The 18,591-nt window shown below is 67.7% G+C and carries 18 protein-coding genes; 15 read left to right on the top strand and 3 right to left on the bottom strand.

What is annotated here, in order from left to right; genetic code table 11:
• The first annotated feature begins 18 nt into the window (after positions 1-18).
• The 12 genes from murD to ileS all read left to right on the top strand — a co-directional run bounded on the left by murD (position 19) and on the right by ileS (position 14,660).
• Positions 19-1,461 (top strand): UDP-N-acetylmuramoyl-L-alanine--D-glutamate ligase, encoded by a 1,443-nt coding sequence (gene murD / locus VMT40_RS36160; protein WP_326364277.1) that lies wholly within the window; start codon positions 19-21, stop codon positions 1,459-1,461.
• Complete coding sequence (gene ftsW / locus VMT40_RS36155; protein ID WP_326364164.1) at positions 1,458-2,957, top strand: putative lipid II flippase FtsW; 1,500 nt, start codon at positions 1,458-1,460, stop codon at positions 2,955-2,957. Before murD ends, ftsW begins: the two co-directional genes overlap by 4 nt.
• Before the next feature lie 92 nt (positions 2,958-3,049).
• Positions 3,050-4,495 (top strand): UDP-N-acetylmuramate--L-alanine ligase, encoded by a 1,446-nt coding sequence (murC, locus tag VMT40_RS36150; protein WP_326364276.1) that lies wholly within the window; start codon positions 3,050-3,052, stop codon positions 4,493-4,495.
• A gap of 7 nt (positions 4,496-4,502) precedes the next feature.
• Positions 4,503-5,231, top strand: coding sequence for a cell division protein FtsQ/DivIB (locus VMT40_RS36145; protein WP_326364163.1), 729 nt, complete (start codon positions 4,503-4,505; stop codon positions 5,229-5,231).
• Between the two features lie 320 nt (positions 5,232-5,551).
• Positions 5,552-6,817 (top strand): cell division protein FtsZ, encoded by a 1,266-nt coding sequence (gene ftsZ / locus VMT40_RS36140; RefSeq protein ID WP_326364162.1) that lies wholly within the window; start codon positions 5,552-5,554, stop codon positions 6,815-6,817.
• Between the two features lie 101 nt (positions 6,818-6,918).
• Complete coding sequence (gene pgeF, locus VMT40_RS36135) at positions 6,919-7,659, top strand: peptidoglycan editing factor PgeF (protein WP_326364161.1); 741 nt, start codon at positions 6,919-6,921, stop codon at positions 7,657-7,659.
• Positions 7,656-8,429, top strand: coding sequence for a YggS family pyridoxal phosphate-dependent enzyme (locus VMT40_RS36130; RefSeq protein ID WP_326364160.1), 774 nt, complete (start codon positions 7,656-7,658; stop codon positions 8,427-8,429). The genes pgeF and VMT40_RS36130 overlap by 4 nt, the downstream gene beginning before the upstream one ends.
• Before the next feature lie 104 nt (positions 8,430-8,533).
• Positions 8,534-9,334 carry a cell division protein SepF gene (locus tag VMT40_RS36125; protein WP_326313127.1) on the top strand — a complete coding sequence of 267 codons (801 nt, stop codon included), beginning with the start codon at positions 8,534-8,536 and terminating at the stop codon, positions 9,332-9,334.
• Between the two features lie 308 nt (positions 9,335-9,642).
• Positions 9,643-9,945 carry a YggT family protein gene (locus tag VMT40_RS36120; RefSeq protein ID WP_326364159.1) on the top strand — a complete coding sequence of 101 codons (303 nt, stop codon included), beginning with the start codon at positions 9,643-9,645 and terminating at the stop codon, positions 9,943-9,945.
• A gap of 72 nt (positions 9,946-10,017) precedes the next feature.
• A complete protein-coding gene (gene wag31 / locus VMT40_RS36115) occupies positions 10,018-10,848 on the top strand; it encodes a DivIVA-like cell division protein Wag31 (protein ID WP_326313129.1) in 831 nt (276 codons plus the stop codon).
• Between the two features lie 141 nt (positions 10,849-10,989).
• A complete protein-coding gene (locus VMT40_RS36110) occupies positions 10,990-11,196 on the top strand; it encodes a hypothetical protein (RefSeq protein ID WP_326313212.1) in 207 nt (68 codons plus the stop codon).
• Between the two features lie 308 nt (positions 11,197-11,504).
• Entirely contained in the window at positions 11,505-14,660 is a 3,156-nt protein-coding gene (gene ileS, locus VMT40_RS36105) for an isoleucine--tRNA ligase (RefSeq protein ID WP_326364158.1), read from the top strand.
• Positions 14,661-14,711: 51 nt separating this feature from the next.
• On the opposite strand, the gene VMT40_RS36100 is transcribed toward ileS, so the two are convergent.
• Positions 14,712-15,293 carry a TetR/AcrR family transcriptional regulator gene (locus VMT40_RS36100; RefSeq protein WP_326364157.1) on the bottom strand — a complete coding sequence of 194 codons (582 nt, stop codon included), beginning with the start codon at positions 15,291-15,293 and terminating at the stop codon, positions 14,712-14,714.
• 131 nt (positions 15,294-15,424) lie between these two features.
• Between VMT40_RS36100 and VMT40_RS36095 the strand changes: the two genes are divergently transcribed.
• Positions 15,425-15,691, top strand: coding sequence for a hypothetical protein (locus tag VMT40_RS36095; protein ID WP_326364156.1), 267 nt, complete (start codon positions 15,425-15,427; stop codon positions 15,689-15,691).
• 240 nt (positions 15,692-15,931) lie between these two features.
• On the top strand, positions 15,932-16,423 hold the full coding sequence (locus VMT40_RS36090) for a C40 family peptidase (RefSeq protein WP_326364155.1): 492 nt from the start codon (positions 15,932-15,934) through the stop codon (positions 16,421-16,423).
• A gap of 6 nt (positions 16,424-16,429) precedes the next feature.
• Here the strand turns inward: VMT40_RS36090 and VMT40_RS36085 are convergent, their stop codons facing one another.
• On the bottom strand, positions 16,430-16,843 hold the full coding sequence (locus tag VMT40_RS36085; RefSeq protein ID WP_326364154.1) for an organic hydroperoxide resistance protein: 414 nt from the start codon (positions 16,841-16,843) through the stop codon (positions 16,430-16,432).
• A 124-nt stretch (positions 16,844-16,967) separates the two neighbouring features.
• Here VMT40_RS36085 and VMT40_RS36080 point away from each other — a divergent pair, with 124 nt between their 5' ends.
• The gene (locus VMT40_RS36080; RefSeq protein ID WP_326364152.1) at positions 16,968-17,513 is read left to right on the top strand and encodes a TetR/AcrR family transcriptional regulator; all 546 of its coding nucleotides are present in this window, start codon (positions 16,968-16,970) and stop codon (positions 17,511-17,513) included.
• Here VMT40_RS36080 and VMT40_RS36075 read toward each other — a convergent pair.
• The gene (locus VMT40_RS36075) at positions 17,510-18,556 is read right to left on the bottom strand and encodes a hypothetical protein (RefSeq protein WP_326364150.1); all 1,047 of its coding nucleotides are present in this window, start codon (positions 18,554-18,556) and stop codon (positions 17,510-17,512) included. The two genes, VMT40_RS36080 and VMT40_RS36075, sit on opposite strands and share 4 nt — an antisense overlap.
• Between the last annotated feature and the right edge of the window lie 35 nt (positions 18,557-18,591).

Genomic DNA, 18,591 nt, shown 5'->3' with positions numbered 1-18,591 from the left:
CTGCGTTCACCGGGGCCCATGCTGGAATTCCTGCGTGGCCGTGATGTGCTGGTGGCCGGTTGGGGCGTCTCCGGGCGCTCGCTGATCGAGCCGCTGCAGGACATCGGCGCGCGACCCATCGTCACCGACGGCGGCGGCAAGGCCCTCGCGGAGGCCGCCGAACTCGGCCTGGGCACCGCCACCACCGCCGATCTGCTCGAACCCGACGCGCTGCGCCGCTTCGCGCTGGTCATCACCAGCCCGGGCTGGCGGCCGGACTCCCCGGTCCTGGTTTCCGCTGTCACCGAGGGCATTCCGGTGTGGGGCGATGTGGAGTTCGCCTGGTGGGTGGATCAGGCCCGCATCTACGGTCCGGTCCGCAAGTGGCTGGTGATCACCGGCACCAACGGCAAGACCACCACCACGCAGATGACGCACTCGATTCTGCGCGCGGCGGGCATCCCGTCGGTGGCATGCGGCAATATCGGCCTGCCCATCCTGGACGCGCTGCGCCGCAATCCCGGTCCGCAGGTGCTGGCCGTGGAACTCTCGTCCTTCCAACTGCATTGGGCTCCGTCGGTGCGGCCGGAGGCGGGTGTCGTGCTGAACGTGGCCGAGGACCACCTCGACTGGCACGGCGGCCTCGACGCCTACGCCGCCGCCAAGGCCCGCGCCCTGACCGGACGCGTCGGCGTGGTCGGCCTGGACGACGCGGTCGCCGCCGCGCTGGCCCGAAAGTCCAAGGCGCGCCGCACCGTCGGCTTCCGCATCGGCGTGCCCGCCGACGGCGAGCTCGGCGTGGTGGACGGCAAACTGCTCGACCGCGCCTTCACCAAGGCCGCCATTCTGGCCGAGACCGGCGATATCAGCCCGCAGGGCCCGGCCGGGGTGGCCGACGCGCTGGCCGCGGCCGCGCTCACCCGATCCATCGACGTGGCACCGCAGTTCGTCAAGGAGGGCCTGCAGGAGCACAAGGTCGGCCCGCATCGCGCCGCCTTCGTGCGCGAGCTGTCCGGCGTCGAATTCGTCGACGACTCCAAGGCCACCAACCCGCACGCCGCGCGCTCCTCGATCCTGGCCCACCCCAATGTGATCTGGGTGGCGGGCGGTCAGCTCAAGGGCGCCAGCGTCGAGGACCTCATCGAGGAGTGCCGCGAGCACCTCGTCGCGGCCGTGCTGTTCGGCCAGGACGCGCCGGTGATCGCGGCCGCACTCGCGCGACACGCCCCGGATGTCCCGGTCGTGGAGCTGAATTCGGGGGACGATGCTCGGATGGGTGACCCCTTCACCGAGATCGAACCCGAAGCGGTGATGGCACGCGCGGTGCGCGTGGCGGCCGGATTCGCCAGTCGAGGCGACACCGTGCTGCTGGCCCCGGCCGCGGCGTCGTTGGACATGTTCGCCGACTACACGCACCGCGGACGCGCCTTCGCGGCCGCCGTGCAGGCCCTGGACGAGAAGGACATCGGGAGAACCGAATGACGACGGCGACGCCGCGGCGGGTCGGAAACCAGGCACCGCGTGCGCGAACCGGATGGTTCGGAGCATGGCTGGCCCGCCCGCTGGCGTCGTATCACCTGGTGGTGACCATCGCGGTGCTGCTCACCGTGCTGGGCCTGGTCATGGTGCTCTCGGCCTCGAGCGTCGAGTCGTATACCGGTGGCGGATCACCGTATTCGCTGTTCATCCAGCAGGCGATGTTCGCCGCACTGGGCGCGGTGCTGTTCTACATCGCCCTGCGCATCCCCATGCGGGTGATGCGCGCGCTGTCCTTCCCGGTGTTCGCGCTGTCGGTGGTCCTGCTGGTGCTGGTCCTCATCCCCGGCGTCGGCACCAAGGTCCAGGGCTCGCAGCGCTGGTTCGACCTCGGGTTCGTGTCCGTGCAGCCCTCGGAGATCGCGAAAATCACACTGGTGGTGTGGGGTTCGCACCTGCTGGCCTCCCGGCAGAGCGAAAGGGCCGGGTACAAGGACATTCTCATGCCGCTGGTGCCCGCGGGCCTGCTGGTGTGCGCGCTGGTCATGCTGGAACCCAACCTGTCCACCACCATCGCGCTCGGCATCGTCATGTCCGCGCTGCTGTGGTTCGGCGGGCTGCCGCTGCGCATGTTCGTGACCATCGCGGTGTCCGGCGGTGTCGCCGCAGCCATCCTGGCGCTCTCGTCGGGATACCGCTCCGACCGCATGCGCGGGTTCTTCAGCCCGGGCGACGATCCGCAGGGCATCGGCTACCAGGCCCGCCAGGCCATGTATTCGCTGGCCGACGGCGGCATCTGGGGGCGCGGGCTGGGCCAGTCGCGCGCCAAGTGGAGCTATCTGCCCAACGCGCACAACGACTTCATCTTCGCCATCATCGGCGAGGAGCTCGGATTCCTCGGATGCGCCCTGGTGCTCGGGCTTTTCGCGCTGTTCGTCTACACCGGTCTGCGCATCGCCTCGCGCTCGGTGGACCCGTTCATTCGCCTGCTCACCGCCTCGGCCACCACCTGGATCACCGGCCAGGCCCTGATCAATGTCGGCTACGTCGTGGGTTTGCTGCCGGTGACCGGCCTGCAGCTGCCGCTGGTCTCCGCGGGCGGCTCCTCGCTGGCCATCACCCTGTTCATGTTCGGCATCATCGCCAATGCCGCCCGCCACGAACCCGAGGCGGTGGCGGCGCTGCACGGCGGCGGCGACGGCCGCTTCAGCCGTCTGCTGCGGCTGCCCAAACCCGAAATGTATTCGCCCACACGGGCGAACGCGGCCCGCGCCCGAGCCAAGGCCAAGCCCAAGCCGAAGGGCAAGGTCAAGCCCCCGCCGCAGAAGCGCGCGCTACCATCGGGCCGAGGCCGGGGCGGCTCGGAAGCGGCGTCGCGGCGATCGATAGATTCGGATTCGGCCCGGCGCAGCAGCCGCTCCACGGAATCGTGGCGCAGCACTCGCGCCTGGGAACCCAACTATCCGATGAAACACGCCAGGGAACGGGGTAATTCGAGGTGACAGTGGAGCGGCCGGACAGCGATGCGCCCACCGCGACGCAGCCCAGCGCAGGAGTGCACACCGATTTACCCGACCATCTGCGACGCGTGCACATGATCGGCATCGGTGGGGCCGGTATGTCCGGTATCGCCCGAATTCTGCTGTCGCGTGGCGGCATGGTGTCCGGCTCGGACGCCAAGGAGAGCCGCGGTGTGCTGGCCCTGCGGGCGCGCGGCGCCCAGGTGCGCATCGGCCACGACGCCGGGGCCCTGGATCTGCTGCCCGGCGGACCCACCGCCGTGGTCACCACCTACGCCGCCATCCCCAAGACCAATCCCGAACTGGTGGAGGCACACAAGCGCGGCGTGCCCGTGCTGCTGCGCCCGGCCGTGCTGGCCTCGCTCATGCAGGGCCACAAGACCCTGCTGGTCTCGGGCACGCACGGCAAGACCTCCACCACCTCCATGCTCGTGGTGGCGTTGCAGCACTGCGGACTCGACCCGTCCTTCGCGGTCGGCGGTGAGCTCAACGAGGCGGGCACCAATGCCCACCACGGCACCGGCGGCATCTTCGTGGCCGAGGCCGACGAGAGCGACGGCTCGCTGCTGCAGTACGCGCCGGATGTCGCGGTGGTCACCAATATCGAATCCGACCACCTGGACTACTTCGGCACGGACGCGGCCTACGTCCAGGTCTTCGACGACTTCGTGGATCGGCTCGAACCGGGCGGGCGGCTGGTGGTGTGCCTGGACGATCCGGGTTCGCTCGGCCTGGCCCAGCGGTCGGTCGCCAAGCTGAAGGACGATCCGCGCGGCATTCAGGTGATCGGTTACGGCTCGGCCGACATCGCCGATTCCGGTGTCCCCGTCGGCGCGCGGCTGCTGTCCTGGGAACCCCGCGATGTCGGCGGCGTGGCCGTATTCCAGCTCTCCGACGAGTCCGCCCCGCGCACACTGCGCCTGTCGGTGCCCGGCCGCCACATGGCCCTCAACGCGCTCGGCGCGCTGCTGGCCGCCCGCGCCACCGGGGCCGATATGGGCGAAATCATCCAGGGCCTGGAGGGTTTCGGCGGTGTGCACCGCCGCTTCCAGCTCACCGGCCGGGAGAACGGCGTGCGCGTCTTCGACGACTACGCCCACCATCCGACCGAGGTGCGCGCGGTGCTCTCGGCCGCCGCCGAGCTGGTCGCCCAGGAGGCCCGCGACGGCGCGCGCTCGCGGCCCGGTCGGGTGATCGTGGTCTTCCAGCCCCACTTGTACAGTCGCACGGCCACTTTCGCGACCGAGTTCGGCGCGGCGCTCTCGCTGGCCGACGAGGTCGTGGTGCTCGACGTGTACGGCGCGCGCGAGGAGCCGCTGCCCGGCGTGAACGGCGCGCTGGTGGCCAATGCCGTCACCAAACCCGTGCACTACCAGCCGGATATGTCGCGGGTCGGCAAGCAGGTGGGCGCGCTGGCGCGGCCCGGCGATGTGGTGATCACCATGGGCGCGGGCGATGTGACCATGCTGGGCAGCCAGATCCTGGACGGTCTGCGCGCGCGACCCGGCCACGGGCGGTGAGCCGGAGATGAGCGAGGGCGGGGGAGAGGACGCCGGGAGCGAAGACGTCACGTATCGGCCGAGCGCCTGGCGATCCCGCCGAGTCCGTCTCGGCGCGCTGGTCGGTGTCGTCGTGCTGATCGCCTTCGGCCTTGTCGCGTATTTCACTCCGCTGCTGTCGGTTCGGACCGTCCGCGTCGATGGTCTGGCCGCCGTTCCGGAGCAACAGGTTCTGGACGCACTGCGGGTACCGGACGGTCGCTCGATGCTGCGGCTGGACACCGACGCGCTGGCCGAACGCGTCGCGCACCTACCCAAGGTCCGATCCGCCCGCGTCCAACGGGTATTCCCGTCGACCGTGCGGGTGACCGTGGTCGAGCGCACCCCGGTGTTGTACTTCGACAGCCCGGATGGGACACATCTGCTCGATTGCGACAGCGTGGAATTCGCGATCGAGCCGCCGGGACCCGGAGTGCCCAAACTCATTACCGACCATCCGGGCGGTTCGGATCCGGTGACCAGGGCCGCGGTCGCGGTCATGGCCGCCATTCCGATACCGCTGCGTGACCAGTTGGGCGTGGGAGCGGTTGTGGCCCGCTCGGTTTCGGATATTGCCCTGGAGTTGCGTGACGGCCGTACGGTGGTGTGGGGAGGAACCGCGGACTCCGCGCGCAAGGCGGCGGTGGTCGGACCCCTGCTTTCCCAGCCGGGCAAGGTATTCGATGTTACGAGTCCGAATCTGGTCACGGTAAAGTGAGCGATACCCATTGGGCCGCCGAAATTTTCGGTGGTTTGCCGGAAGGGCACCGTCGGTTCCGATCCAGGACCGGAGGGCAACCGTCCACGATACGATGCTCAGGTGGGTCGGACGAGGCGAATCACACAAGATTCTGACACTCGTTTCGGCGCGCCTGCGCTAGTAACGCGGTGGCTGCGAATACCGTTCCGCACCAGTCGGATACTTGACATAACGCTGAAGCTATGGTTGAGGGTTTATCGGACCGAGACCATAACGCCGGAGTTTTGCCAGTAACCGAAGACGACAAGCTGTTTCAGATCGAAGGAAGGCGAGAGCCCATGACGCCCCCGCACAACTACCTTGCTGTGATCAAGGTCGTCGGTATCGGCGGCGGCGGCGTGAATGCCGTCAACCGGATGATCGAACAGGGACTCAAGGGAGTCGAGTTCATCGCGGTCAACACCGACGCGCAGGCTCTGCTGATGTCCGATGCCGACGTGAAGCTCGATGTCGGCCGGGAATTGACCCGCGGCCTGGGCGCCGGTGCCGATCCCGAGGTCGGCCGCAAGGCCGCCGAGGACCACAAGGACGAGATCGAAGAGGTCCTCAAGGGCGCGGACATGGTCTTCGTGACCGCCGGTGAGGGCGGCGGCACGGGCACCGGCGGCGCGCCGGTCGTGGCCTCCATCGCCCGCAAACTCGGCGCGCTCACCATCGGCGTGGTGACGCGGCCGTTCTCGTTCGAGGGCAAGCGCCGCAGCAACCAGGCCGAGGCGGGCATCCAGGCCCTGCGCGAGTCCTGCGACACCCTCATCGTCATCCCCAACGACCGCCTGCTGCAGCTGGGCGACGCGGCCGTCTCGCTGATGGATGCCTTCCGTTCCGCGGATGAGGTGCTGCTCAACGGTGTTCAGGGCATTACCGACCTGATCACCACCCCGGGCCTGATCAATGTCGACTTCGCCGACGTCAAGTCGGTCATGTCCGGCGCGGGCAGCGCCCTCATGGGCATCGGTTCCGCGCGCGGCGAGGGTCGTTCGGTCAAGGCGGCCGAGGCGGCCATCAATTCGCCACTGCTGGAAGCCTCCATGGACGGCGCGCACGGCGTGCTGCTCTCCATCGCCGGTGGTTCGGACCTCGGTCTGTTCGAGATCAACGAGGCCGCCTCGCTGGTCCAGGAGGCCGCGCACATCGAGGCGAACATCATCTTCGGTACGGTCATCGACGATTCCCTCGGCGACGAGGTCCGCGTCACGGTGATCGCGGCCGGATTCGACGGCAACGGCCCGTCGCGGCGCATCGAGCCCTCGGTGAGCCGCTTCAGCAGCACCGCCTCCACGACCAGCTCGGCCTCGGCCGGATCGGTCAGCCGCGCGAGCGAATACAGCTCGACCCGCGCCGCCGAGCCCGCCCGCCCGGTGGAACCGCCGCAGGCTCCGGCCACCCCCGCCCCGGCCCCCGTGGCCGAGCGCGGCCCCGCGCCGTCCTACAGCGCCCCGCGGCCGTCGGTCGATCCGACCATCGGCGGCAACAGCCGCGGCCACATCCAGCCGCCGGACGCGGACGACGACGATGTCGACGTGCCGTCGTTCATGCGTCGATAGGCCAAGGCAGACACTGGAATTCGTCGCGAACGCGCCCGCCCCCACCATGGGGGCGGGCGCGTTTTTCGGATAGCCCGCCGGTGGCTACTACCCTCGAACCCATGACATCAGCGGCACCTGTTTTCCGGACCAGACGGGTAGTGACCACGCGCGCGGGCGGCTTCTCCGCGGCCCCCTACGACTCGTTCAACCTGGGCGACCACGTGGGCGACGATCCGGAGGCGGTGCGGCGCAATCGAGTTCGCCTGGCCGAGAATCTCGGCCTGGCACCCGATCACCTGATCTGGATGGAACAGATCCACGGCCGCAACGTCGAGATCGTCGACGGCCCGCGCACCGAGCCGGTACCCGCCACCGATGCGCTGGTGACCACCCGGCGGGATTTGGCGCTGGTGGTGCTGACCGCCGACTGTGTGCCGATCCTGCTTTCCGACGACGAGGCCGGGGTCATCGCCGCCGTGCACGCGGGCCGCATCGGCGCGCGCATCGGCATCGTCCCGAAGGTCCTCGAGGCCATGGTGTCGGTGGGCGCGCGACCCGAGCGCATCGGCGCGTTCCTCGGCCCGGCGGCCAGCGGTCGCCAGTACGAGGTGCCCGCCGCCATGCGCGCCGACGTCGAGGCGCACCTGCCCGGCAGCGCGACCACCACGGCCAAGGGCACGCCCGGTCTGGATCTGCGCGCGGGCATTCGGCGACAGCTGGAAGCGGCCGGTGTGGGCGCGGTGGCCGTGGACCCGCGCTGCACCATCGAGGACAAGACGCTGTTCTCGCACCGCCGCGGCGCGCCGACGGGGCGACTCGCCGGTGTGATTTGGATGTCATCCGAAGGGGTTTCAGAATGACCGAGAGTTCTACCGGCACAACGGGATCGGTTGCGACGGGAGTCACAGGCCACGGGGACCGCGTCGAACAACTGAAGACCTCGCTGTCAGCTCTCATCGAGCGAATCGACGCAGCGTGCGCGGCCGCGGGGCGTGACAGGGGCTCGGTCCGCCTGCTGCCGGTCACCAAGTTCTTCCCCGCCTCGGATATCGAGATCCTCTATCACCTCGGCCGCCGCGAGTTCGGCGAATCCCGGGAACAGGAGGCCGCCGCCAAGGTGGCCCAACTGGGACACCTGTCCCAAATACGTTGGGAATTCATCGGCCGCCTCCAGCGCAACAAGGCCAAAGCCGTTGCACGCTGGGCAGATACGGTCTATTCGGTCGATTCGGACCGGCTGGCCAGTGCCCTCGACACGGGCGTCAAGGCCGCTCTCGACGACGGCACCCGCACCACCCCCTTGCGCGTGCTGCTCCAGGTCTCCCTCGACGCCGATCCCGCCCGCGGCGGCGTCCGCGACGCGGCCCTGCACGCCCTCGCCGATCAGGTCGCCGCCTCGGAATCACTGCAGCTCGCGGGCCTGATGGCGATCCCCCCGCTGGATGTCGAGCCCGATGCCGCCTTCGAGCAACTGGCCCGCATCCACGCCGCATTAACGACCGTCCACCCCGAAGCTATGGAACTGTCGGCGGGCATGTCCGGCGACTTGGAGTCGGCCATCCGCCACGGATCCACGTGCGTGCGTGTCGGTACTGCCCTGATGGGCGCGCGACCGATAACCTCGGCGTAGCAAAGAAACCTCACCAGTCACATTTGAAACATATGCTTGGTGACAGATGAGGTCTGAGCAGGACAACACCCCAGGCCAACCGGGGCCGAAGGAAGGTCGACCAGATGAGCACGCTGCACAAGTTCAAGGCGTACTTCGGGATGGTTCCGCTCGAGGATTACGAAGACGACTACGTCGACGACCGCGGAGCCGCCCGGAGCGCCGATGAGCGTGGCCAGCGTCGTCCCCGCGCCTACGGGGAACGCGAGCGCGACTACGACCGGTACGCCGAGGACCGCTACGACGACGAGCCCGCCTACGAGCCGTCGTACAAGGCCCCCTACAAGCCGGGCTACAGTGCCGTCTCCCGCCGCGACGACTACGTCGACGACCTCCGCGAGCGCGATCACCGCGACCGCTACGACGCCGACGACCGTTACGAACCGCCGCGCCGTCCCACCCGCATCGACACCGCCCCGTCCAGCCGCACCCGGTCCGTGGGCGGCAGCGCGCCCATGGTGCGCGGCAGCACCCGCGGCGCGCTCGCGATGGACACCGACGCGGAGCGTCGCATTGAGGAGCTGCGGGAGCAGGAGCGCCGGATCGAGGCGGCCCGCCGTCCCCAGATCTTCGAGGACGGAGGCACCTTGTCCAAGATCACCACGCTGCGCCCGCGCACCTACGCGGAGGCCGCCATCATCGGCGAGCGCTTCCGCGACGGCACCCCGGTGATCATGGATCTGGTCGAGATGAGCAACTCCGACGCGCGTCGGCTGGTGGACTTCGCCGCGGGTCTGGCCTTCGCCCTGCGTGGTTCGTTCGACAAGGTCGCCACCAAGGTCTTCCTGCTGTCGCCCGCCGACGTGGACGTCTCCGCCGAGGAGCGCCGCCGCATCGCCGAAAACGGCTTCTACAACCAGAAGTAACGGGACCCAACTCTCGGGATTCGCGGGGCCGCGCCCACGGCGGGTGCCCGGGAGTCGGGTGGGGTGAGAAGTAAACCGAGGCAACGAATTACGTTGCGTCTATGGGGGTTGCGACTTTGTCGCGGGGGATTGCGCGGGGAGGCGCGGGGGATTGTGGGGGAGTCTTGTGCCCGAGTTGTCCGGGTATCCGAGTGCCACAGTGTGTGTCGGTACGTCCGACCGGTAGTCATAGGCTGTCGGCCCAGCTGTGACCGGGGCGATCAGTGTTTCTATTTTGCCGATCATGAGATCTGAGGCAGAGTGGTCGGGTGGACCTGTTGACGGTGTTGAACCTGCTGCTGTTCATCTTTTGGCTGCTGCTGATCAGCCGAGTCATCGTCGAGTTCATCCGCAGCTTCGCGCGAGACTGGCGTCCGACTGGCTTCGTCGTGATCCTCCTGGAGGTGATCTTCACGATCACCGACCCCCCGGTGAAACTTCTGAGGCGTTTGATACCCCCAGTGAATCTTGGGGGAATTCGGCTCGATCTGTCCATTATGGTCCTGCTCTTTATCGTGTTCATCTTGATGACGATCACGGGCCAGGCAGGGCAGTCGATAGCTCAGGTGTGACAGAATGGGCCGAAAGAAAGCTTGCCCAGATCTACCGCTAGATCTCCATACGAAGCGTGAAGGGATCGTTCCATGCCGCTGACCCCCGCCGATGTTCATAACGTCGCGTTCAGCAAACCACCGATCGGGAAGCGCGGATACAACGAGGACGAAGTCGACGCCTTCCTCGACCTGGTCGAGCAGGAGCTCTCACGCCTCATCGAGGAGAATGCTGATCTTCGCCAGCGCGTTGCCGAGTTGGACGCGGAACTGGCTGACGCCAAGAAGAATCGGGGCCCCGCGGTCCAGACCGTGAAGGCGCCCATCGCGCCGGAGCCCATCAAGGCCGCCCCGCCCGCGCCCCCGGCTCCCATGCCCGCGCCCGCCCCGGTCGCCGCCGTCAAGCAGGACGCCCCCTCCGCGGACGCGAATCTGCAGGCCGCCAAGGTGCTTTCGCTGGCTCAGGAGATGGCCGACCGCCTCACCTCCGATGCCAAGACCGAGGCCGAGCAGCTGCTGGCCAACGCCAGAGCCAACTCGGAGCGACTGGTCAGCGACGCGCGCACCCGCTCCGAGGCCATGATCGCCGACGCCCGCCAGAAGGCCGAGGCCATGCTGTCCGACGCGCAGACCCGCTCGGATTCCCAGCTGCGCCAGGCCAAGGAGAAGGCCGACGCCCTGCAGGCCGACGCCGAGCGCAAGCACACCGAGATCATGGCCACCATCACCCAGCAGCGCAGCGTGCTGGAGAGCCGCATCGAGCAGCTCAAGACCTTCGAGCGCGAGTACCGGGTGCGGCTGAAGTCCTACCTGGAGTCGCAGCTCGAGGAGCTGGAGAACCGTGGCTCCGCGGTTCCGGTCGACGGCGGCGAGTTCGGCGCCGACGCGTCGGGCAACGGCGCACTTCTCAAGGGCAGCAAGTAAAGTCGTAACTACGGCCCGCGATGCCGCGTCGCGCCGGGTGACAGCCCGGTCGGTGCGTCATCGTCGCCAACCTTTCCCGTCCTTCGATGGCCGAGCCCGCAACGGCCCGAGCCAGCGAAGCCCAGCGAGGGGGTGGTGCACTTGCTCGTGGTGACGCTCGCGCTCGCCGCCGTGGGTTTCGGCCTGCTGGTGACCGCACTGACCACCGGTTCGGTGATCTGGGCATGGGGCTGCATCATCGTGTGCGTCATAGGCGCGGTGCTGCTGCTCGTCAGTGCGTTGTCGCTGCGGACCGAGAACGACGAGGAAGCCTCGTCGAGACCGGGTGGCAGGCACGCGAAGCACTGAGCAAAGCTTCTATGGAGACTGTCGGGGTGGGTCCGCGGAATAACCGCTGGACTCGCCCCGCTAGTATGGAGACAGCTTTACGGCGTTGATCCGGCTATCACCGGGGAGTCTTCGGAAGAACGGCGGGCCTCCCGCTCAGTAGAACCGAACGGGTGAGCCCGTCATAGCTCGCAACGAGAGGCTTGGTCGCACAAGGGTTTTCGCTCCGAACGACCGGGCAAGCGGGGTGGTACCGCGGTTGCGGCGCACGGAGCGCCGGGATCGTCCCCGTGCCCACACGTGATGGCACGAGGAGACGAGAGGCCGCCATGGCGGACGAGACCACCACCCGAAGCGCGTACCCCCGCGTCGAGCTCAGCAAGACGACCGGCCAGGTGTCCTTCCCCGAGCTGGAGCAGCGGGTCCTCGACTACTGGGCCGCCGACGACACCTTCCGTGCCAGCATCGAGAACCGTTCCGATGCAGAGGAATTCGTCTTCTACGACGGTCCACCCTTCGCCAATGGGTTGCCGCACTACGGTCATCTGCTCACCGGATACGTCAAGGATTTGATCCCGCGATTCCAAACCATGCGCGGGAAGAAGGTGGAACGACGATTCGGTTGGGATACTCACGGCCTCCCGGCGGAAATCGAAGCCGAGAAGCAGCTCGGTATCACGGACAAATCACAGATCGATGCCATGGGCCTCGCGGAATTCAATGCCGCGTGCAAATCCTCGGTGCTTCGCTACACCAACGAGTGGCGTAACTATGTGACGCGTCAGGCGCGCTGGGTCGACTTCGACAACGACTACAAAACCCTCGACCTCGACTTCATGGAATCGGTCATGTGGGCGTTCAAGTCGTTGTACGACAAGGGGCTGATCTATCAGGGCTTCCGGGTGCTGCCCTACAGCTGGTATGAGCAGACGCCGCTGTCGAATCAGGAGGCGCGCCTCGACGACTCCTACCGGATGCGCCAGGACCCGGCGGTCACCGTGGACATGGTGCTGCGGGTGGCGGCCGATCATCCGCTCCACCAGCTCGACGGCGCGAACGCGCTCATCTGGACCACCACACCCTGGACCCTGCCGTCCAACCTGGCGATCGCCGTGCACCCGGACCTGACCTACGTGCACGTCGAGGGCAAGGACGGCAAGCGGTACGTGCTTGCCGCCGAACGGCTCTCGCACTACACCCGCGAGCTGGGCGAGGAGCCCACGGTGCTGTCCGAGCATTCGGGCGCGGCGCTCGAGGGCCTGGACTATCTGCCGCCGTTCGACTTCTTCCGCGGCCATCCCCGTGCCCACCGCGTGCTCAACGCCGACTACGTGACCACCGACTCCGGCACCGGCATCGTGCATCTTGCGCCCGCCTTCGGTGAGGAGGACATGGATGTCGCCTCCGCCAACGGGATCGAGATCGTGCAGCCCCTCGACGCGGGCGGCAAGTTCACCTCCATGGTGCCGCCGTACGAGGGCCTCATGGTCTTCGACGCCAACCCGGTCATCATCAAGGACCTCAAGGCCGCCGGAAAGCTGTTGCGGCACGAGACCATCGAGCACTCCTACCCGCACTCGTGGCGGTCGGGCCAGCCGCTGATCTACATGGCGGTGCCGTCCTGGTTCGTGGCGGTCACCAAGTTCCGCGACCGCATGGTGGAGCTCAACAAGGAGATCACCTGGGTCCCGGAGCACATCCGCGACGGCCAGTTCGGCAAGTGGCTGGAGAACGCGCGCGACTGGAACATCAGCCGCAACCGGTACTGGGGCGCGCCCATCCCGGTGTGGATCTCCGACGATCCGGCCTACCCGCGCGTGGACGTGTACGGCTCGCTCGATGAGATCGAGCGGGACTTCGGCGTGCGGCCGGAGGATCTGCACCGGCCCGGCATCGACGAGCTGGTGCGCCCGAATCCCGATGACCCGACCGGGAAGTCGATGATGCGGCGCACGCCCGAGGTGCTCGACTGCTGGTTCGAGTCGGGCTCCATGCCGTACGCGCAGGTGCACTACCCGTTCGAGAACAAGGAATGGTTCGAGGGCACCGCCGACGCTCCGGCCCACAGCCCCGGCGACTTCATCGTCGAGTACAACGGCCAGACCCGCGGCTGGTTCTACAACCTGCACGTGCTGTCCACCGCGCTGTTCGACCGCCCGGCGTTCAAGTCCGTTGTGGCGCACGGCATCGTGCTCGGCGACGACGGCCTGAAGATGTCCAAATCCAAGGGCAACTACCCGGACGTCAACGAGGTCTTCGACCGCGACGGCTCCGACGCCATGCGCTGGTTCCTCATGGCCTCCCCGGTGCTGCGCGGCGGCAACCTGATCGTCACCGAGCGCGGCATCCGCGAGGGCGTGAGCCAGGCGCTGCGTCCGCTGTGGAACGCGTGGACCTTCCTGCAGCTGTACGCCTCGACCCCCGGCACCTGGCGCACGGACTCGAAAAACGTGCTGGACCAGTACATCCTGGCCAAGCTCGCGCAGACGCGCGATGTCATGACCGACGCGCTCGAGGTCTACGACATCGCCACCGCCTGTGACGAGCTGCGCACCTTCGCCGACGCGCTGACCAATTGGTATGTGCGCCGGTCGCGTTCGCGCTTCTGGGAAGAGGACCGCGACGCCATCGACACCCTGCACACGGTGCTGGAGGTGACCACCCGCCTGGCCGCACCGCTGCTGCCGCTGCTGACCGAGGTGATCTACCGCGGCCTCACCGGCGAGCGCTCGGTGCACCTGGCCGATTGGCCGAAGGCGGACGAACTGCCCCACGACGCCGAGCTGGTGTCGGCCATGGACGAGGTCCGCACGGTCTGCTCCACGGTCCTGAGCCTGCGCAAGGCCCAGAATCTCCGTGTGCGCCTGCCGCTCTCGGAGGTCACCGTGGCCGCCGCCGACGCGGAACGCCTGCGTCCCTTCGTCGACCTGATCGCCGACGAGGTGAACGTCAAGCGCGTCGACCTCACCACCGATGTGGCCGCCCACGGCCGCTTCGAACTGGTGGTCAACGCCCGCGCCGCGGGCCCGCGCATCGGCAAGGACGTCCAGACGGTCATCAAGGCCGTCAAGGCCGGGGAGTGGACCGAGGCCGCCGACGGCACCGTCTCCGCCGCCGGAATCGCCCTGCTCCCCGAGGAATACACCCAGCGCCTGGTCGCCGCCGAGCCCGACTCCACCGCCGCCCTCCCCGGCAATGCCGGTCTGGTGGTGCTGAATTCGCTCGTCACCGAGGAACTCGAGGCCGAAGGCTGGGCCCGCGACCTCATCCGCGACCTCCAGGAAACCCGAAAGTCCCTGGGCCTCGACGTCTCCGACCGCATCACCGTGATCCTCGACGTCCCCGCCGAGCGGTTGGCGTGGGCCGAAACCCACCGCGACCTCATCGCGGGCGAAATCCTCGCCACCACCCTGAATTTCGGTGCGGCAGGCGCAGACGCCCCCGAAATCGTCGGCGGCGTAAAGGTCTCGATCACCAAGGCATAGTCGCCACGACCACGTCGGGCGGGGCCGAAATCGGTCCCGCCCGACGCGTTTTCACACCGGGCGCGGGCGCAGGCCGTCGAGAATCGGGTCGACCAGGCTCGCGACGTCCAGGATGTCGCCCTGGCCGAGCAGGAACCTCAGATAGACGGGGCCGTAGAGCATATTGGTCATGGTCAGGATGGGGAGGTCGTCGCGAATCTGACCGGCGCGCATGGCGGTTTCGAGGCGGCGCGCGGCGTTCCGCGCGCGGGGCTCGGTGAAGGTGTCGCGGACGGTCTGCAGGAGTTTCGGATCGTGCTGGGCCTCGGCGATGACGCCTCGGTAGACGCACCCGACGTCACCGGCGAGCATGCGCGACAGTCCGGTGATCTGGGTCTTCAGGTCGGCGGCGATGTCGCCGGTATCGGGAAAGTCCGTGGCGGAACCGATTTGGTCGTTGATGGCCTCGAGGGCGATCGCGCCCTTGGAGGGCCACCAGCGGTAGATGGTCTGCTTGCCCACGCCCGCTTTGGCGGCGATGGCCTCGATGGTGAGTTTGCCGTAGCCCTTGCTCACCGCGAGTTCGAAGGTCGCGTCCAGGATCGCCTGATGGGACTTGGGATTGCGCAGTTCGGGCTTGGGGGGCTGGGGCATGGGTTCAGCATACTCGCGAACGAGACGGAACGTCTCGTCTTGACAAGCGTTGGGACGCGGCCTAATTTACTTCATGAGACGAGACGGACCGTCTCGCCGGAAGTTCGGAACACGGTCGCTAGGAGCGAACAATGACCACCATCGCCACCACCCCCGCCGCGAATGTCGCCACCCCCGTTGTGGTTCCGTCGGTGCACCGGCGCGCGCTGATCACCTGGCTGGCCGTGTACCCGACCATCACCATCGCCCTGGCGCTGCTGGGTCCGGAGATGGGCAGCCTGCCGGTCTTCGTGCGGACGCTGATCCTGACCGCGATCGTGGTGCCGGTCTCGGCCTACCTGCTGATCCCCCTGCTGATGAAGGCCAACCACCACCTGACCCTGCGGTGGAACCGCTGATCGTCGGCAAATCTCGAGCGGCCCGTCTGGATTCCAGACGGGCCGCTTCTTCATGCCAAGTGACATGCCTCTCGAGACACGCCAGCCAAGGTTCTCTTGTGACGCATGTTGCACGTGCGATACAACGGCTATTAGCTAGCTAACGCTCATGTTCGAAGGCAGTTCCCGCGGTATCGCCGATGAAGGGGCGCGCACATGGCTCGAAGGCAGCTCGGAAGAGTCCGGAACATCGTCACGACGATGGCGGCACTGGCCGTAGCGGGGGCACTGTCGGTGGGAACCGCGTCTGCGGATACCGGCTCCGCCTCGGGTTCGTCCTCCGGTAGCGCCTCCGGCTCGGCCTCCGGCAGCGCGAGCGGCTCGGCGCAGATCCCCCTCGCGAGCCCTCGCGCCATGGTAGCCCTCGGCCTGGCCACCACCCAGACCGGCAAGCCCTACCGCTGGGGCGGCACCGGCCCCGACGACTGGGACTGTTCGGGCCTGGTGCAGTGGGCCTTTCGCAGCGTCGGCATCGATATGCCGCGCACCACCTGGCAGCAGGCCGACGCCGGGCTCGAAGTGCCTTTCGGCGCACTGCAACCCGGCGATGTGGTGGTCCTCAACGACGACGCCTCCCACGTAGGCATCTACGCGGGAGGCGGCAATATCTTGAACGCGTACGGCTTGGGTGTGCCCGTCGGTCTGACCCCGCTGGATCAGTTCGACATCTACACCATCCGCCGCTTCTACTGAATCGTCTTACTCGACAACGAGTTCCACCGGGATGTTGCCCCGGGTGGCCTTCGAGTACGGGCACACCTGGTGCGCGGCCTCGACGAGCTCGCGGCCCTTCTCGTTCTGCAGTTCCTCGGGCAGCTCGACGCGCAGCACGACGGAGATGCCGAAACCGGTCTCCTCGTCCTTGTTCAGGCTGACGTCGGCGGTCACCGAGGTGTCGCCGATCGAGACACCGGCATTGCGGGCCACGACCTGCAGCGCACCCGCGAAGCAGGCCGAGTAGCCCACCGCGAACAGCTGCTCCGGGTTGGTGCCGTCACCGCTGCCGCCGACCTCCTTGGGCTGGGCCAGCTTCAGGTCGAGGTAACCGTCGGAGCTGACCGAGCGGCCCTCGCGGCCGACGGAGGTGGCGGACGAGGTGAAGAGCTTAGGCATTTCGAATCTCCCTAGACAGACTTGTCTGTTCCGACGAAATCCAGGGTAGACAGATCTGTCTGCTATCGTCAATACCGAAACCCGCTTGCAAAGCGAGACGATCGGGGAAGGAGTGGGTCGAGCCATGAGCGAAGCCCGTGATCGCCTGCTGGACACCGCCACTCGGCTGTTCTACGCCGAGGGCATCCACACCGTCGGCATCGACCGCATCATCGCCGAGGCGGGCATCGCGAAGGCCACCTTCTACCGGCACTTCAAGACCAAGGAAGACCTGGTCGTCGCCTACCTGGTCCGCGAGTACGCCCGCCAGCGGGAGACGCTCGAGTCCATCCCCGGCGAGGGCACCGAATCCATCGTCGGCATCTTCGAGCGGCTCGGCGAGCTCAGCCGCGGGCCGGGCTTTCGCGGCTGCCCGTTCCTCAATGCGGCCGTGGAGTTTCCGCAGTCCGACCATGCCGTGCGCAAAGTGGTCGACGACTATCGCGGCTGGTTCCGCGACCTCATGGCCGACCGGCTGCGCGCGGCCGGACACACCGACGTCGACGACGCCGCGCGCATGCTCCTGATGACCCGCGACGGCGTGACCATCAGCGGGGGAGTGGGAGACAACGAGACGGTCCGGGTGGGCATCCGGACCGCCTTGTCGCAGTTGGGTATTCGGTCGAACTAGACGCCGACGGCCTCTTCCATCTCTTCCTCGGCATCCTCGCTCCGTACGACCGGGGCCGCGTGCCGGGGCTCGGAAACCGCTGCGGCCTGGCGCTTTTCCGCGGCCGCCGCAATGGCCATCAGCACCACGCCCGCCGCGAACCAGATGACCAGGCTGGCGATCCGGCTGCCGAGGCCCGCGCTGTCGAAGTACAGCAGGCTGCGCGCGCCCTCGACGAATCCGGCCCCGTTCCAGAAGTGGTGCAGCGTCCCGAAGAAATCGTTCTGCAGCCACGGGCTGTAGACGCCGCCGGAGCTGGTGAAGTTCAGCATGACGAACAGCACCATCATGCCCAGGGTGGTCCACCGCTTCAGGAAGGTGTGCAGGCCGATGCCGATGGCCAGGATGCCCGCCGAGTACAGCCACGACATGGCCCAGATCGCGGCGGCGTCATGGTCGACCACGTGGAAGACCGGACCCGCCAAGACCAGTCCGATCAGGCTCACCAGCAGCGAGGTGCCCAGTCCGATCAGCGCGCGCACCCGCATGGACAGGCCCGCGCCCGCCGCGCCGATGGCCGCCACGCTGCCGTAGGACCCGATGCTCAGCGCGACCAGCAGGAAGAAGATGCCCTGCGCGGTCGGGTCGCCGGAGCTGGGCGTGGTCACGTCGGTGGTCGTGGGCTGGGTGGCACCCTGCTGGACGGACACCTGATGAAAGACCGCTTCGACCGCCATGGCCGTCGTATCCGATCCGGCCTTGGCGACCAGCACTTCCGGCTTCTGCGGATCCGGCACGTACGCCCCCGCCAGATCCCGGTGCCGCAGCTGATCGACCGCCTCGTCCCGGCTCGGCACGGTGATCACGTCCAGCGCGTCCCCGCCCTTGTCCTTCATGGTCTGCGCCAGCACCTTCACCTGCGGGCTGTCGCCGACCACGGCCACGGCCAGATGATTGGGCTCGGGCTGATGGAACGCGCCCAGATACGCCAGTCCCATGCCGAGGCACATGAGCAGCGGGGTGAGCAGGTGGGTGGCGACATGCCGGATCTGATGCGAGGCCATAGGTTTCTTCTCCAATAGTTGGTAAATACAACCAA

The organism is Nocardia sp. CDC160 (genome assembly GCF_035818795.1).
Lineage (GTDB): Bacteria > Actinomycetota > Actinomycetes > Mycobacteriales > Mycobacteriaceae > Nocardia.
The sequence above is the reverse complement of the archived record's forward strand: the minus strand, read 5'-3'. Positions and strand labels throughout refer to the sequence as shown.